This is a genomic window from Halochromatium sp. (genome assembly GCF_054919635.1).
In genome coordinates, this window is sequence record NZ_JBUDPI010000047.1 from 1 (window position 1) to 16,197 (window position 16,197).

A 16,197-nucleotide genomic window follows, 5' to 3' on the forward strand; every position below is an offset into this window, starting at 1 on the left:
CCTGCTAGACGACTTCATGTGCTTGCTCGGACTGGACCGCCGGCCTTAGAGACGATCAACTTCGGGTCGAGCGATGATTGAGAAACCGAGAACCGGCAGGCGAGCGTTTCGGCGATCAACACGCCGGTTGGATGGACCGGGATTCGGCAGCCGCCCGGCACTCGACGGTGTGCGGCGCGCGAAGACCCCGAGGGCGAGCCCAGCGCCTCCGCATCTAAGGATAACCCCTTCGGAGCAGAGGATCATCCGCAACCCACGCAAGTCGTGCGCCGCTCAGGGGAAGTCGGTGGGCAGGCGGTCATGATACCTTGCGCGGATTCGCTTCAAGTCATCGCTAAACGCTCGTTGCCGCTGATGGACCTTTCGGTCGCCGCCTCCGCCTTCGTTTTGTTGTTTCTCGCCGAGATGGGCGATAAGTCGCAGCTCTTGGTGATGACACTTGCGCATCGCTACCGGCCGAGTCCGGTGATCGCCGGCAGTTTTGTGGCCTTTGGATTACTCAACCTACTCGCTGTCGCGATCGGGCAGGCCTTGTTCGAATGGCTGCCTCAGGGTTGGCTTCTGCTTGTTGCTGGGGGCCTGTTCCTGTTCTTCGGCGTTCGTTCCTGGCAAGACGCGAATCAGGGCGAGGACGATGCCGAGATCCCGACGCGCAGCCGGGGCGGCTTCATCCAGAGCTTCTCGTTGATCTTTGTCGCTGAGCTTGGTGATAAGACGCAGCTGGCGATGCTGGCCTTGGTTGCCAGCACTGGCGATCTATGGGCGGTGCTGGCGGGTGGCACCTTAGCCCTCTGGAGTGTCTCGTTGATCGGTGTCCTGTTTGGCTGCACTGTGGTGCGACGTGTGCCAACGCACTGGGGTCCTCGGGCCGCGGCCATCCTGGTCATCGGCTTTGGCTTGCTGGCATTGGCGCAGCTGGTCTTCTCTACAGGGTGAGGCATGCGATGGATGGCGGCGTTGCCTCAGGTCCCGCAGAAGGTGCGCTCAACGACCTCATCCGGTCGTGGCGGCTGTCGGTATTCAGCCCTGTCCGGCTGCTCCTCATAGGGTTGCGAGACCACCTCGAGCAGTCGGTCGAGTGGTTCCAGATCGCCGTTGTTGGCGGCGTCGATGGCCTGCTGGACGCGATGATTGCGCGGGATATAGGCCGGATTGACCGCACGCATCGCCGCTTGGCGCTCGCTATCGGGCTGGGTCTGGGTGGCCAGGCGCTCACGCCACTGCAGCGCCCATTGGTCAAACGCGGCAGGGTCTGCGAATAATCTGCGCACGGTCGTATCGGTCGTCGGATCATCGGCATCGATCTCGGCGAGCGCGCGGAAGGTATTGGTGAAGTCCGCCTGCTGCCCGGCCATGCGCCCGAGCAGATCGAGCGCGAGGTCATCATCGCCGGTCCGGTCATCGAGCAGGCCAATCTTCCTACGCAGACCACTGTAGTAGCGTGCCTCAAAGGCCTTGCCATAGGTGTCGAGCGCGGCGCGGGCACGCTGTTTGGCCTCGTCCTCCTCGTCGCTGAGCAGCGGCAGCAGGCAGTTGGCGAGCTGAGTCAGGTTCCAGTAGCCGATGCGCGGTTGCTGATCCCAGGCATAGCGACCATAGCGATCGATAGAGCTATAGACGGTCTGCGGATGGAAGGCGTCCATGAAGGCGCAGGGCCCATAGTCGATGGTCTCGCCCGAGATCGCGACATTGTCAGTATTCATCACCCCGTGGATGAAGCCGACCAGCATCCATTGCGCGATCAGCTCGGCTTGGCGCTTGACCACCTGCTCGAGCAATGCCTGGTAGGGCTGCGCGGCCTCGGTACAGTCGGGATAATGGCGCCCGATCACGTAATCGGCTAGGGTCTTGACCGCTTCGGTATTGCCGCGGCGTGCGAAGTATTCAAAGGTGCCGACGCGCACATGGCTTGCAGCGGTGCGGACCAGCAGGGCTCCGACCTCGATGCGCTCGCGATAGACCTCTTCGCCGGTCGCCAGCATTGCGAGCGCACGGGTGGTTGGGATGCCGAGCCCGGCCATCGCCTCGCCGAGCAGGTATTCGCGCAACACTGGACCCAAGGCGGCGCGTCCGTCGCCCATGCGCGAGAATGGGGTTCGCCCAGCACCCTTGAGATGAACATCTTGGCGCATTCCGCTGCGGTCGATCAGCTCGCCGAGCAGGATGGCGCGCCCGTCGCCGAGGCTGGGCACGAACTGCCCGAATTGATGGCCGGCATAGGCCATCGCGATCGGCTCGGCGCCTTCCGGGATCAGATTGCCGGCCAAGACGGCGGCGCCGGTTGGGGACGAGAGGGCATCGGGATCGAGCCCGAGATGCTCGGCGAGCGGTTGGTTCAGTCGCAGCAGTCCGGGCTCTGCGACCGGCGTTGGCGAGACGCGGGCGTAGAAGTGCTCGGGCAGGCACGCATAGCTGTTGTCGAAAGCAAAGAGCGATGACGAAGGCGTGACGGTGGTGCCACCCTGCGCAAGAGGGTCGGTACCTTGGTGTTCGCTGGGGCGATTCATGCGGCGATTGATTCCCGAGTAGCGCGATCAGTCTTGATTGACGGAGGGTGCGGGCAGCCTGCCGCCTGATCAATGATTGGTCTCAGCGCTCGGCGCTGATGCGCTCTCCCTCGCTGGTGATCAACAGCAGACCGCCTTCGGGGGTCATCTCGAACCGGTTGACGGCTTGCAGCAGCCCTAAGAAACGCGGCTCGACCTGCATCTGTGGCTCCGGGCAGGCCATCATGGTGCTGGCGAGCTGGCCGAACGACAGTCCCTCGCCGGTGAGCTCATACTGACCCATGAAGCGGTTGCAGCCGCTGTTGCCGGCGACGCCATTGTCCTCGAGAAAGTTGATCCTGACCGAAACCTCGTCTGGCACTGGCTTGCCAGCGAGCGAGCGGACCGTCCATGCGTCGCCTCTGAGCAGCTCGCTTGGCTCGCCGCCGCAGCCGGTCAGACGTCGATCCTCGAGCTCGAGCACGACAGTCTTTGGATAAGGCATGCCGGTCATGGAGTCGTTGCAGCGGTGCTCAGTGATGCGGATGCTCAGGTCCTGCTCCGGCAGTCGATACTGTTTGACGTCGTCGGTGCTGACCGGCGCTGGCAGCTTGGTCTCGATCTCACGGGTGCCATAGTCGAGCACGAGCCGCAGCTGGTCGCCCCGGATCTCGAGCGTCCAACCGGGCTCATTGCCGCGCGCCTTGAAGGTTGTCTTGTCACCCGGCTTGTTACCCAGCTTGTCACCTGGCTTCTGCGCCGGTACCGCTGCGAGGCATTCGGGCAGGGTCTCGCCGGCGATGCTGACCAAGGCGCGATTGCCCTTGGACCAGAAAAAGGTGTCTGAATCATCCTGAGCGACGAACTTCGAGCCCGACGCCGCTGGCGTCGAGGACAGCTCGAGGGTTTGGTCATTGAGTCGCAGGCGCGCATGATCGTCGCTGACAGCGATCTCGAGCTCGGTCTCACCGCAGCGCATCAGGGTCGTGAAGTCCGTTGGCGTGATCGGTTGAAGCCTCAAGGTGCCGAGCTCCAGCGGCTGCTCGCCCGCTGCGATCGCGATGCGATCGCTGACCCAGGCCGGACGTCCCGCGCGCCAGATGGCGCCGCGAAGCTGGCCGCTGGTGTCCACCGGTATCTGCAACGCGAATGGCAGCGGCACCTGCCGACCGTCGCTTGCGAAGCGTGTTTCACCCTGCAGCTGGCCGTCGGCGTCGCGAAACTCGACCACGGCGATGCTGTCCGGCGTCAGTGCAATGCGCTGCAGGTAAGACAGTTGACCGGAGATGGTGCGCTTATCCGACTCGGCGATCGCTGGGCCGATCGCGACGAGTAAGAGGCAGATGAGGCTGAGCGCGCGCAAGTCAGTCACAAGTAAGCTCCTCTAGACCGATGGGGTTGGCGAGGATGCTAATCGCAGACAAGCTCGCCTGACCAGTCCTACGACCACCTCGCTCTGTGCCGGGACTGCGCTCTGTGCGAAGACGGGTTCCTTCGGTCAATGATGTTCCGAGGGAGGCGCATCGGTCGTCTGCTCAGCAGCGCTTTCAATCGGCGCGAGCAGCGACCCAATGCACGCCGGCTCTGACGCCGGGTCGACGATGTCTGGCTCTTGATACCAGGGCAGGCCGGCCTCGGCGCTGCGCTCAAGCTCGGCGATCACCTGTGCCCCCAGCAGCAGGATCACCGCGGCCGCCTCGAGATAGAGCAGCAGGACAACCACGGTGCCGAGTGAGCCGTACACGAGGTTGACCATCGAGACCTGAGAGAACCACCAGACCAGGGCGAGACGCAGGAGTTCCCAGAGTGCCGCGGCGACCAAGCCGCCGACCAACGCTCGCCCGGTATGAATGGGCACCACTGGCAGGATCTTGTAGATGGACGCAAACAGCAGGGCGACACCAAAGAAGCTCGATGCCCAGAGTCCAAAGACTGCAGCGGCGGAGAGGGGAAGGTGCATACCGAGCAGACTCAGGTCGAGCCGGCCCATGGTATTGAAGAGTGCGACCAAACCGGTCAGGCCAAGCAGCGCGACCCCGAGCACGGCGACATAGACATAGGGCAAGAGCGCCGCCACCCACAGACGACGGGAGGCGCTGCGGCGATGGCGTTGGAAGATGATCGCGACCGCGTCATCGAGCATCCGAAACGCCAGCGAGCTGAAGAACAGCATCACGCCGAAGCCGACCCAGCCGATCAGCTGGCGTTGAGCGAGCAGCGAGCGCAGGGTCTCGACCAGCAGCTCTGAGCGACCCGGTGTCAATAACCGCGCCTGCAGCGCGATGACCTCGAGCAAACGCTCTTCGCTGACGACATGCGACAGCGTCACGGCCAGGACCGCGAACAGCGGGATGATCGACAGCAGGATGTTGTAGCCCACCCCACCGGCCAATAGCAGTCCGCGGTGGCGGCTGAAATGTCGCAGCACCCGGCGCACGAAACAGAGGAGTCGGCCCATCCCGATCAGGCTTGCGTTGGTGCCGCTTAGGGCTTGCATCGTCATCACCGCTTATCTCCCGACGCTCACCCATCATCACCGTCGCGAGAGCCTTTCCGCTTCAGTTCCAGTTCTATGACCAGGGCCAGTCGCGATTCTGGCACGCCCAGCGCGCGTCCGTGCAGCTGAACGTTGGTCTTGACCCCCGCTATGCCGTGTTTGTTAGGGTACCGATCAAGCTGCGAGAGGCGGGTTGCCAGATGGCGCCCTTTGCTCGGCCAGCAATCGGCTCCCGTCTTCACAACCCTAGAAGCACTGATCCCAGAGGTAGCGATCATGGAATACACCATTCTCGGCGATAGCGGGATCGAGGTCTCGCGCATTGGGCTCGGCACCTGGGCCATCGGCGGCTGGATGTGGGGCGGCACCGATCATCAGCAATCGGTTGACACCATTCGACATGCGGTTGACCTAGGTATTACCTTCATCGACACCGCGGCTGTCTATGGCATGGGCCGCTCGGAAGAGATCGTCGGCGACGCCCTGCAACGCCACGGTCTGCGCGATAAGGTGGCGCTGGCGACCAAATGCGGGCTGAACTGGTCCGATGACCATCAGCAGGTCTGGCGCGAGGCGACGCGCGATCGCATCATGCGCGAGGTCGAGGATTCGTTGCGTCGGTTGCGCACCGACCGCATCGATCTCTACCAGGTGCACTGGCCGGACCCGAAGACGCCGATCGAGGAAACCGCCCGGGCGATGGACGAGCTGCTACAGGCCGGCAAGATTCGGGCAATTGGCGTCTCGAACTATAATAACGGGCAGATGGACACCTTTCGGGCCGTCGCGCCATTACATTCGAATCAGCCGCCTTACAATCTGTTCGAGCGCGAGCTGGGCGACGAGGTGTTGCCGTATTGCGCCGAGCACGGCATCGGCACCGTCACCTATGGCGCGCTTTGCCGTGGGCTCCTCAGTGGGCGGATGACGCCGGATCGGGAGTTCGAGGGCGATGACCTGAGGCAGTCGGACCCCAAGTTTCAGCAGCCCCGCTTCGGTCAATATCTTGCCGCAGTCTCGGCGCTCGACGCCTTTGCCCAAGAACACGCCGGCAAGAACGTCATGGCTCTAGCACTGCGTTGGCTGCTCGACCAGCCCGGGCATAGCGTCGCGCTCTGGGGCGCCCGCCGCCCGGCGCAGCTCGACGCGGTCAATAGCATCGACGGTTGGCAGCTCGATGACAGCGCGCGCGAGCGCATCGACGCCATCATCGCGGAGCATGTCACCGACCCGGTCGGACCCGAGTTCATGGCGCCAGGGACGCGTGATTGACAGAAATCGCCTAAAGCCCGACAAGCTCGGCATGAACACCTTCGGCCTCTACTTGCTCTAGAAGGGTCTTCGAGTCGACCTTGTCGGGTCGAAATTCGACAAGCGTTAGGTGTGGCTTGTCGTCGGGATTGTTGACGCTCACGACGCCATCGATCTCGCGCAATTGGGTTTCCACCGAAGTGCGGCGATCGGCGGTCAGGCTCTCGTCGATGTGGATCAGGACGTCGGCTAGCTGGATGTCCATGTTGACCTCCTCTCTGATGTCTTGCGTTGATGTTGATGGTCAGGCTGCATCGATAAGCCGCAAACTCTGTGCCCGCCTTGTGTTTCGAGCAAGGCACTCGTGCCCCTTCTTCCCGTCACCGCTGGCAATGTGGCGACGCGGGGTTGATGCGGCTGGTTGTTATGCCCTTTCGCTGGGGCATAAGGACCTGAGCCGGTGTTGTATTGGCAGGCCGAGTACGAGTGGTATCCTGCATCGGCGAGCGAATTGGATCGATCAAATGCGTGGAATCGAGCAAATTCCCTGGTTGTACGACCTGTCGATGATGCTGATGCCGGGCATGCAGCGTTGGCGGCGATCGCTGGCCCGACTGGCGCACGGCCGGGTGCTGGAAGTAGGCTGCGGCACCGGGCAGATGCTGCCGCTCTACCCGGGCGGCGTCGAGCTGTACGGTCTCGATCCCAACGCGGATGCCCTGCCTCGCGCCCGGCGGCGCGCGCCTGAGGCCGGGCTCATGTGTGCCTCGGCCGAGCAGCTGCCGTTCCCCGACGCGCGCTTCGATACCGTCGTATCGAGTTTGGTGTTCTGCAGCGTATCCGACCCCGGGCGCGGCTTGACCGAGATCCGTCGGGTGCTGAAACCGCAAGGCCGCTTGCTGATGCTGGAGCACGTCCACGCCCAGAACCGAATCGGGCGTTGGCTGCTCGACACATTGCAGCCTCCCTGGACGCTCGTGACCGGCGGTTGTCATCCGAACCGGGATACCGAGAAAGGCGTCGAAGGGGCCGGCTTCCGCATCGAAGAGGCGCATTACAAGGCGAGCGGGGTTATGCGCCACTTCGTCGCCACCAAGGGGTGAAATGAAACGGCCGGTTATGTGGCCGCCAATGGGCTGCGTGTTGGCACGATCGTGCTGAGATCGGTGAGACCATCCGCTCGATGACTGCGTTCAGGGGCGATCAGCCAGCCTACGCCGAGCTACCGACCGGGATCGGGGGGGCATGACGCTAGGATGCGGTGAGCTGTCAGTGGACTTGATATGCTAGTGCGCACCAATCGATCCAAGGTGTCACCGTGGAAGCGCTCAAGCTCGCAACCATCGACGACTTGCTGCAGAGTGCCGATGAGCACGTCGAGCTGATCGACGGAGAGATCGTTCGGCGCCCGATGACGCGCCCGTATCACGCGCAGGCTCAAGGCAATACGCGCGAGGAGCTCGGGCCATTCAATCGCCGCTCTGGACCCGATGGCTGGTGGATTCTCACCGAGTCCAGCGTTGCTTACGAGCCGCACGAGTGTCCAGCCCACGATCTGGCCGGATGGCGTAAATCACGGTTGTCGAGCTTGCCCCCTGGCTTGATTGACCTGCCGCCGTATTGGGTCTGCGAGATCGTTTCACCCGGCCATGAGCGCAAGGATACGCAACAGATTCCGCTGCTCTTGCAACGCCACCAGGTGCCTCACTACTGGTTGATCTGGCCGGAGGAGCGCAAGCTGGTTGCCCACCAACTTGAGGCTGGCCGTTATCGCGTCATCGCTACGATGGATCATCAGCAGCGTGCTCGAATCCCACCGTTCGACGAGATAGAGATCGATCTTGGCTACATCCTGGCTGCCTAGAACCCTAGTGCACTCAGGGGCGTTCAGCGAGCCCGAGCGAGTACGACCTGTCGATGACGCTGATGCGAGCACCGCAGCGCTGGCTGCTCGATACCTTGCGGCCTCGCTGGACGCTCTTGTCCGCAGTTGTCACCCGACCCGGGATATCGAAAAAAGCCTTGAAAATGCCGACTTCTGCATCCAACGTGCATACTAAATGGCAATTCGCGTCATGCACGACTTCGTTACCACAAAGGGCGGAAACCTGAACAGAGACCAATCTCTGAAGCTTCTCGCAGAGCACAAGGCAGATCTGGCTCGACGGTTCGGTGTCGCCGAATTGGCGCTTTTCGGGTCAACCGTTCGGGGCGATGAGCGAGCAGATAGCGACATCGATATCCTCGTGTCATTCGATGGTCCGTCGACCTCGCAGCGTTACTTCGGCGTGCAGTTCTATCTCGAAGACCTTCTCGGGCGCCCGGTTGATTTGGTCACTCGCAAGGCATTGCGCCGAGAGTTGGCGACTTACGTCGAGCGCGAGGCGGTTCGTGTCTGAGCCCAGCAAAAGCAAGCGAGAGTGGGTTTTTTACCTTGATGACATGGTCGCGTTTGGAGAGAAGATAGTCGAGTATTTACAGGGGCGACAAGAAATCGCTTGATCCACGGCTATCTTGGGATCGATGACGACATCGTCCGGAGCATCATCCAAGATGATCTGCCGGCGCTGCTGAAGTCGTTGCATGGGATGCGCGAGAATCTATCCTCGCCAGGCGCATGATCCCGCGGCGCATGGAATGCGACCCAATCGTTTTGATCCGCGAATGACAATGCTGGATACCTACTGCGAGCGCGCCGGGGCGGCTGGGCTCCTTGCCGAGCCCATCAACCTGATCACGAATGCGGCCTTTATTGTTGCTGCGGTCTTTGCCGCGCGGCGGCTTGCCGCCGACCCCGATCTCAGTCTGCGCAACAGTTGGGACCTCGGCCTGCTGATCCTGTTGCTCGGCGCGATTGGCATCGGTAGCGCGCTCTGGCACAGCTTCGCCACCGGCTGGGCGGTGCTTGCCGATGTGATCCCGATCACGCTCTTCATCAACCTCTACTTGCTCAGCTTCGGCTGGCGGGTGCTCAGGCTGCGGGCGCTGGCGCTAATCGGGCTCTGGCTCAGCTATCAGGTGCTCAGCATCGGGCTGGTTGCAATCACTGGCCCCGAGCTGCTCAATGGCTCGGTCGGCTACCTGCCGGCGCTCGCATTCCTGGTCGGGTTTTGGTGGGTCTTGCGCCGCCGCGCTGATCCGCTCTCACCAACGCTCCTGGCTGCCTGCCTCCTGTTCATCGGCTCACTGACCTTCCGCACCCTCGACAGCGCTTTCTGCGCGACGCTGCCAATGGGCCTGCACTTCCTCTGGCACCTGCTCAACGCGCTGCTGCTCTACCTGCTGCTGCGCGGTTTGATTGAGACGCGCCGGACTCCACAACAGACTCCAGCCGCCTAGCCCCGCGCCGAGCAATCAGCCAGGCGCCGAGGTAGCAGCCGATGCCGGCCAGCAGCGTCACCGGCTGACCGGCCTGGACCGAGAGCAGTGTCGCTGTCGATGCCGCGAGCACCGAGGCAAAGCCGTTGATCGCCCAGCTCCAGGGCTGCCAGCTGGGCGTTCCGACCAGGTGCTGAAGTGCCCAGGGAAACGGCCGGCCCATGGCCCAGGTCATCGGCAACAGCAATGCAGCTAGCAGCATGATGCGCGCCGACAGCGGCAGTGCCAGCAGGGGCTGGCCGGGCCACCAGAGGGCCAGTATTGCGAGACCGCCACCGATCGCCAGGGCGCGGAAGATCGGTCGCAAGGCGTCGGCTCCGCGTTGCCGCGGGGGCATCGCGCTACCGATGCCGGCACCGATCATGAACAGGGTGAAGATCACCGCCGCGGCCAGTACCGGCAGCTCGACGAATGCCGTCATGCGCTGCAGCATCGCAAGCTCGATCAGCATGAAACCGAACCCCAACAGCCCGAAATAGCCGATGACCTCGGCACGCGTGAAGGCCGCTGAGGCAGGTGGCATGCGCCCCAGCGGTGCTAGGATCAGAAGCGCGGCCGCCAGCGTGGCGGCGACCAGCGTCACCGCTGACATCACCAACGTCCAGTCGAGGTAGCTGGCCGCCCGGGTGCCGAGCATCTCAAACAGCTGCGGGATCGTCGACCACTGCATCGCGTGCCAGAAGTAGGGCCGGGCGATGCCGACCGGGCCGGTCTCGAACCAGCGCGCCTGCTCGGGCATGGCGGTATCGCCGAACACCGCTTGGGCGGCTTCGAAGAAGATCGGCGTGTCGAGCAGGTGGTAGCGGTTGACCTCCTGCTCGGCGAGACCAGGATGCCAGACGCGGTCGAAGCTCCAGCGCTCGGCGAAGCTGCGGATCAGGTCTAGGTCCGTGTCGGTCAGCGGTTGCGGCGAGACCAGGATCAGCAGCGCTTGCATGCCGCGCAGCGCCACGACATGGTCGGCTGGCTCATCGACACCGAGCGCGCGCAGGCTCGCGGCCAGGGTCGCCAGCATGCGCGGCCCCTGCCGCGGCGGGTAATCGAGCTTCAGTGGAATCGCTAGCAGGCCGTTGTTGTCGAGTCGAGCGAGCGCCGCCCGCAGACCCTGGCGCGTCAACAGATAGTCTTCGGTGGCCGCACCGGAGCCGTCAAAGGTGCGATCCAGTGCGATCACGGCGAACGCATCGCGGTTTGTGTTGAGGAAACGATAGGGGCTGTCCTGCATGGCGTCCGCGTTCAAGCCGCGCTCGATGGCCAGCGCCGGTAGACGGTCGTCGGGCTCGACCCAGGTCAAGGCGCGATCCACCGCATGCGAGGGCGTCGCCCAGGTGCCGCTACCAAGCACCGCGACCCGACCGCTGGGGCGCAGCTGCAGCGGCAATGCGGCCAGTGAGGCCTCCGAATAACTCGGCACCTGGCGATAATCGCGCTCGATCGGCACCAGTCGGTCGCTGCCAACGATGGCTGCGTCCGAGGCCAACACGCGGCCGGTCCAGTTCAGGCTCAGTCCCGGTGCCGAGCGCAGGCTGGATGAACGCACCAGGGTCAGGCGTCCAGCCAACCCCGGGCGCTGCTCGAGTCTCTGGGCATCCGGCAGCGCCAGCACGCGTGACAGCGCCTTGAAGTCGGAGATCGCTGGCTCGGGCGAGCTCAGGGCCAGCCAGGACGCGGCGACCAGCAGCAGTGCAGCCGATACGATCCCGACCCGAATGCGGCGCAGCGCCGAGAACAGCACGCAGAAGCCCAGCAGCAGCGCGGCGATCAACGCCAAGGCCGCCTCCGGCAGCATCGCGACCAGCAGCAGCGTAGCGAGCAGGGTGCCGATACCGGAGCCGCCGAGGTTGGCCGCGTACAGCCAGCCCGCATGCCTCGGCCAGCGCGCAAAGACCTGCCCCAGCGCGAGTCCGGCACCGAAGAACGGGATGAAGGCGGCGAAGTCGATCGCCAGGAGGCGCAACAGCTCGGAGGCGTCCCAGACCGCCATGAGCGGACGCAGTGCGACCCAGGCGTGCAGCAAGAGCACCAGCAGGAAACCGGCCGCGGCGACCAGCAGCGAGAGGACCAGCCAGCGGTCGCCGAAGCGGCCAGCGCGCTCACCGATGACGCTGAGCAGCGTGCCCGATGCACCGAAGCCCAGCAGCGCTAGCGCGATGGTCAGTCCGGCGAAGTGGTGCCAGTGGCTGAACTCGAACAGTCGCAGCAGGACGACCTCGAATGCCAGTACCGAGCCGGCGAGGGCGCCGACGGTGACCAGGTGCAGCGGTCTGGGGGCCGCCTCGGACATCTCAGCGCTCGCGATTGCGCTCGCCGGTGTCTTGTTCGCCAGTTAGGGGCACGAAGGTCACTGACATGAGATTGCGCGTCCGGGTTTGGCCTTCTTTCGTCTTGGTCACCAGCAGTAGGTTCTGGGTCCAGCCGGCCCGTCCGACCGGAATCACCATGCGCTTGCCGGGCTTGAGCTGCTCGATCAGCGGTGGCGGCACATGCTGCGCGGCTGCGGTGACGATGATCGCGTCGTAGGGCGCGAGCTCCTCGTAGCCATAGTAGCCGTCGCCGTGGATCGCGGTGATGTTGTCGTAGCCAAGCTCGTCGAGCAGGGTCGCGGCTTGCTCGGCGAGGGGTCGGATGATCTCGATGGTCACAACCTCAACGCCCATGGCGCCGAGAATCGCGGCCTGGTAGCCGGAGCCGGTACCGATCTCGAGCACGCGGTCGCCTGGAGCCAGTTGCAGCGTTTCGGTCATGAACGCGACGATGAACGGCTGCGAGATGGTCTGGCCATGCCCGATCGGCAACGGGCTGTCCGCATAGGCCCGGTCGCGCAGAGTCGCTGGTACGAATGCGTGTCGCGGCACTGAGCGCATCGCCGCTAGCACAGCCGGGTCGGTGACGCCACGCTGCTCGATTTGGCGCTCGACCATCCGCTCGCGCTCCTCCTCACGCGCTGCGTCAAAGGTCGGACGCCCTTCGGGACCAGGCGCGTCGGCGCGCAGCAGGATCTGGGTATCGGTGGTGCTCGTCGTCGGTGAGGAAGCGTCCGGCTGGGCCAATGCCAAGGGCGAGCATGCGAACACAGCCGAACACAACAGCGTCGAAAGCAGTTGGTCGTTCATGGTCTGCCTCCTGGGGTGGATGGGTTGTTCGTCTCACCATATCTGTCCCTTAACCTACTATAGTCATAGCGTAGGCGGTGCGTGATCACCGAACGTTAGGCCGACTATCGTGAAGGAGGGAGCATGACGACGGCAACAGCACGACTGAGATACTGGGCAGCAGTCTGGCCCCCCGTGAGAAGCCCGATTCGAGACTCAGCGAGACCCGAGACGCAGCGGTGGCCGCAGCATCGCCGCAAAACCGATATGGCGCAGCAATGGGTCGAGCGCCGGCGACGTTGGGATTATGTACCGATGGACCTGTACCTGGCCGCGCCGACGGCCGCGCATCAGTTCCATTTCGCTCCGCTTCGCCCGCGTTCCGAGCGACGTCGAGATCCACTCGATCGTCGTTTCATGGTCTAAGTCTGATATCCCGGCGCTTGGCGAGCGCAGGCTGCGTTGGGCTTTGCGAGATGAGGCGATGACCGCATAATCGCCCAAAGTCTAGAGATCAACTGGGTGACGACGATGCCAACGCGACTTTTCTTGGTTCGCCACGGTGCGACGGAGCTGACCGCAGAAGACCGTTTCTCGGGCGCGACCGACGTGCCGCTCTCCGAGGAGGGGCGAAAGCAGGTCGCAAACCTCGCCAATCGTCTCGCCGACGAGCAGATCGATGCGGTCTATGCCAGTCCGATGGGACGCACCGTGGAGACGGCGCGGATTCTGGCTAAGCCGCATGGCGCAGAGGTGCGCGTGGATTCGGCGCTGCGCGAGATCGATTATGGTCACTGGGAAGGAAAGACCCGCGCCGAGGTTGAGGCCCAGTACGGCGATGAGTATGAGGATTGGCAGGAGGACCCGCTTACGGTGGCACCCCGCGATGGCGAATCCGGTGTCCACGTCCTCGCGCGTGCACTGCCAGTCGTGCGCCGGATCATCGAGCAGCATCAGCATGGGTCAGTGCTGGTGGTCTGCCACAAGGGCACCAACCGGCTGTTGATCAGTAGTCTGCTTGGGTTCGATGCGCGCGGCTATCGGGATCGGCTCGATCAAAGCCCGGCGGCGTTGAATATCCTCGACTTCGTTAGCCCAGTCCGGGCGCGCTTGAGGCTCTTCAACGACGTCTCGCATTACGAAGGTGTTCCCGATCGTACCTTCTCGCAACGTCTGTCGCGTTGGTGGGCACCGCGCGGTTGAGCGCTGTCCGCTCGGGGTGCGGCTTAGAGCGATGGTGTTCCTCTGTGAGCTGGTGATTCAGCCGCAATCGCGCAGATAGCGTGAGACCGACGCCTCCAGCGAGATCTCGCCGCGCAAGACTGGCGCTTGCCAGTGCTCGCGCCAGCCGCCGATCAACAGCTGCGCGCGTTGCCATTCCAGGTAGACCAGGCGGGCGAGGGGACCGCCCTCGTCCAAGAAGCCTGATTGCTCGAAATCCCGCGCCGCCTGATCGCGATCATAATTGAATCGCACCAGCTCGGTATGCCAGCAGCCGCCGCGCCAGGTGAAACGGCCGTAGCTGCCGCGGACGTCGCCGTCGAACGGCGACCCGGCCGAGCCGATGTTGACGACGTCCATCCCCTGGGTATGGCGCCGATGGGTGCGATGGGTATGCCCGGCAACGAACAGGGAGACGCCCTCCGGCAGCTTGCCGACCAGGGATTCATCGGTGGTCTTGGCGGTGATGCCGTCACGGTTGCCGGCCATGGTGCCGTGCGTGACGTGCATCCAGGAGTCGGCCTCCGGCGGGTGCAGGCAGAGGTGATCCGGCCAGCCGCGCAGCCGGTCGGCTTGGTCGGCGACCTGCTGCCAGGCCCAATCGGTGAACCGGCGGATCTCGCGCTCGCCTTCATTGTCGGGCAGCCCCTCGCTGCAGCTGAGCACCCAGACCTCGTGGTTGCCGTTGACCGGCAGCCATCCCCGTTCGCGCCGCATCTGATCGAACAGGGTCAGACATCCGCCGCTGTCGGGGCCGCGGTTCACCAGGTCGCCGGCCATCACCACCATGTCTGGCCGCCACGCCTCGATGTGCTCGATAACCGCCTCCAGTGCCGGCAGCACCGCCTGCACATCCGAAAAAACCGCAACCTTCATGCTTGACTGCTCCAAAGCGCTCCTAAGTACGTTACCCGAAGCGACCGTTCGGCGCAGAGTATCGCGATGATCCGGTTTGATCAGGCTGAGGTCGAGCCCGGAGCTAGCCGAGGTCGAGTCGGCGTCGAGCGGCGCTGGGGCTGAGATCAGGCAGCAGGTCCGAATTGCGCATCCAGCGCCGGCAGCAGACGCTCTAGTGCCATCCCGCGCGAGCCCTTGATCAAAAGGGTCGTGTCGGCGCCGATCTCGGCTGCGATCTGAGCAGCGACCTCGCCGGACCAGGCAGCGTGGACCTCGACGGCGGCATCCGCCGGCACCGCGTCGGTGATCGCGGCGAATTGCTCGCCGATCAGCACGCAGCGCTCGCAAACCAGGGCTGCCTCCGACATGATGGCGCGGTGTGCGGCCGGCGCTGTCGTCCCCAGCTCGAGCATGTCGCCGAGCACGGCCCAGCGCGGCGCCGGGTACTCGGCCAGGAGCGCGAGCGCGGCCCGCATCGAGGTCGGGTTAGCGTTGTACGCATCGTTGATGACGGTCGGCCGGCCAGCGTCGTCGGCCGCGATGATCTCACCGCGCAACGGCGCCGCGCTCGCGTTTGGCCAGGCGGATGCGATGCGGGTGTCGTCGATCTCGATAAGGCGGGCGACGGCGCTTGCGGCCGATGCGTTGAGCCGGTTATGCGCGCCCCGCAGCGCCAACTCGGCGGTCACGGGATCGAGGTCGAAGTGCTGCACCCGGAACCTCGGCTGCGACGGCAGTGTCAGCGGCGCAGCCAGATGCTCTGGTGAAGGCAGGATCGCGACCCCGTCCTCCGCGAGATGTTCGAGCACCTGCGATTCCTCGCGCGCGACGCCGTTGAGGTCGTGAAAGAACTCCAGATGCTCCTCGCCGATGCTGGTAACGACAGCGATATCGGGGCGCACGATCGCCGCGAGCGCGGCGATCTCGCCGGGGTGATTGGTGCCGATCTCGGCGACCAGGAAATCGTGATCGGCGCGACCGGCGAGCAAGGTCAAGGGCACGCCGAGCTGGTTGTTGAAGCTCTTCGGGCTCTGGGTGCCGTCGTAACCAGCATCGGTAAGCACATGGTGGATCAGGTGCCGGGTCGTGGTCTTACCGTTGCTGCCGCTGACGCTGATGATCCGGCAGCCGGCATCGCCGAGCCGATCGCGCCAGTCGCTCGCCAAGGTCTGCAGCGCGGCCAGGGTCGAAGGGACCTTGAGGACCGCCATGCGCCCGGCGGACGGCGGCGGCAGGTCGCGTTCGACGATTGCGAGCATCGCACCCTTGGCCTCGACCTCGGCGATGAAGTCATGGCCGTCGAAGCGCTCGCCGGCGATGGCGACGAAGGCTTGGTCGGCTTCGATGCCGCGGCTGTCGATGCCGACGCCCGCTA

General features: G+C 64.3%; 16 protein-coding genes. 8 read left to right on the forward strand and 8 right to left on the reverse strand.

The annotated features are described in order from the left end of the window. Positions 1–354 precede the first annotated feature (354 nt). A complete protein-coding gene (locus ACY693_RS04865; protein WP_462320705.1) occupies positions 355–936 on the forward strand; it encodes a TMEM165/GDT1 family protein in 582 nt (193 codons plus the stop codon). 26 nt (positions 937–962) lie between these two features. Here ACY693_RS04865 and ACY693_RS04870 read toward each other — a convergent pair whose 3' ends face one another. The 3 genes from ACY693_RS04870 to ACY693_RS04880 all read right to left on the reverse strand — a co-directional run bounded on the left by ACY693_RS04870 (position 963) and on the right by ACY693_RS04880 (position 4,989). Next, positions 963–2,507, reverse strand: coding sequence for a protein adenylyltransferase SelO (locus ACY693_RS04870; protein ID WP_462320706.1), 1,545 nt, complete (start codon positions 2,505–2,507; stop codon positions 963–965). Positions 2,508–2,589: 82 nt separating this feature from the next. After that, positions 2,590–3,858 carry an META domain-containing protein gene (locus tag ACY693_RS04875; RefSeq protein ID WP_462320707.1) on the reverse strand — a complete coding sequence of 423 codons (1,269 nt, stop codon included), beginning with the start codon at positions 3,856–3,858 and terminating at the stop codon, positions 2,590–2,592. Positions 3,859–3,984: 126 nt separating this feature from the next. Further along, positions 3,985–4,989, reverse strand: a complete 1,005-nt coding sequence (locus ACY693_RS04880) for a YihY/virulence factor BrkB family protein (protein ID WP_462320708.1) — start codon at positions 4,987–4,989, stop codon at positions 3,985–3,987. Between the two features lie 270 nt (positions 4,990–5,259). Between ACY693_RS04880 and ACY693_RS04885 the strand changes: the two genes are divergently transcribed. Next, positions 5,260–6,255 (forward strand): aldo/keto reductase, encoded by a 996-nt coding sequence (locus tag ACY693_RS04885; RefSeq protein ID WP_462320709.1) that lies wholly within the window; start codon positions 5,260–5,262, stop codon positions 6,253–6,255. A 10-nt stretch (positions 6,256–6,265) separates the two neighbouring features. Here ACY693_RS04885 and ACY693_RS04890 read toward each other — a convergent pair whose 3' ends face one another. Continuing rightward, positions 6,266–6,499, reverse strand: a complete 234-nt coding sequence (locus tag ACY693_RS04890; protein WP_462320710.1) for an ATP-binding protein — start codon at positions 6,497–6,499, stop codon at positions 6,266–6,268. 259 nt (positions 6,500–6,758) lie between these two features. Here ACY693_RS04890 and ACY693_RS04895 point away from each other — a divergent pair, with 259 nt between their 5' ends. The 5 genes from ACY693_RS04895 to ACY693_RS04915 all read left to right on the forward strand — a co-directional run bounded on the left by ACY693_RS04895 (position 6,759) and on the right by ACY693_RS04915 (position 9,573). After that, positions 6,759–7,337: a class I SAM-dependent methyltransferase gene (locus ACY693_RS04895; protein ID WP_462320711.1), complete on the forward strand. Its 579-nt coding sequence runs from the start codon at positions 6,759–6,761 to the stop codon at positions 7,335–7,337. 215 nt (positions 7,338–7,552) lie between these two features. Continuing rightward, a complete protein-coding gene (locus tag ACY693_RS04900) occupies positions 7,553–8,098 on the forward strand; it encodes a Uma2 family endonuclease (protein ID WP_462320712.1) in 546 nt (181 codons plus the stop codon). 211 nt (positions 8,099–8,309) lie between these two features. Then, complete coding sequence (locus ACY693_RS04905; protein WP_462320720.1) at positions 8,310–8,633, forward strand: nucleotidyltransferase family protein; 324 nt, start codon at positions 8,310–8,312, stop codon at positions 8,631–8,633. A 99-nt stretch (positions 8,634–8,732) separates the two neighbouring features. Further along, the gene (locus ACY693_RS04910; RefSeq protein ID WP_462320713.1) at positions 8,733–8,855 is read left to right on the forward strand and encodes a HepT-like ribonuclease domain-containing protein; all 123 of its coding nucleotides are present in this window, start codon (positions 8,733–8,735) and stop codon (positions 8,853–8,855) included. 49 nt (positions 8,856–8,904) lie between these two features. Further along, a complete protein-coding gene (locus tag ACY693_RS04915; RefSeq protein WP_462320714.1) occupies positions 8,905–9,573 on the forward strand; it encodes a ceramidase domain-containing protein in 669 nt (222 codons plus the stop codon). On the opposite strand, the gene ACY693_RS04920 is transcribed toward ACY693_RS04915, so the two are convergent. Together ACY693_RS04920 and ACY693_RS04925 are read right to left on the reverse strand one after the other, a co-directional pair. Further along, on the reverse strand, positions 9,494–11,896 hold the full coding sequence (locus tag ACY693_RS04920) for a spermidine synthase family protein (protein ID WP_462320715.1): 2,403 nt from the start codon (positions 11,894–11,896) through the stop codon (positions 9,494–9,496). The genes ACY693_RS04915 and ACY693_RS04920 overlap by 80 nt on opposite strands. Before the next feature lies 1 nt (position 11,897). Further along, on the reverse strand, positions 11,898–12,725 hold the full coding sequence (locus ACY693_RS04925) for a protein-L-isoaspartate(D-aspartate) O-methyltransferase (RefSeq protein WP_462320716.1): 828 nt from the start codon (positions 12,723–12,725) through the stop codon (positions 11,898–11,900). A 510-nt stretch (positions 12,726–13,235) separates the two neighbouring features. Here ACY693_RS04925 and ACY693_RS04930 point away from each other — a divergent pair. Continuing rightward, a complete protein-coding gene (locus ACY693_RS04930) occupies positions 13,236–13,907 on the forward strand; it encodes a histidine phosphatase family protein (protein ID WP_462320717.1) in 672 nt (223 codons plus the stop codon). 57 nt (positions 13,908–13,964) lie between these two features. Here ACY693_RS04930 and ACY693_RS04935 read toward each other — a convergent pair whose 3' ends face one another. Then, positions 13,965–14,801 carry a metallophosphoesterase family protein gene (locus tag ACY693_RS04935; protein WP_462320718.1) on the reverse strand — a complete coding sequence of 279 codons (837 nt, stop codon included), beginning with the start codon at positions 14,799–14,801 and terminating at the stop codon, positions 13,965–13,967. 146 nt (positions 14,802–14,947) lie between these two features. Next, positions 14,948–16,197 (reverse strand): UDP-N-acetylmuramoyl-tripeptide--D-alanyl-D-alanine ligase (locus ACY693_RS04940; protein WP_462320719.1); only part of this gene is annotated, 1,250 nt, incomplete at its 5' end.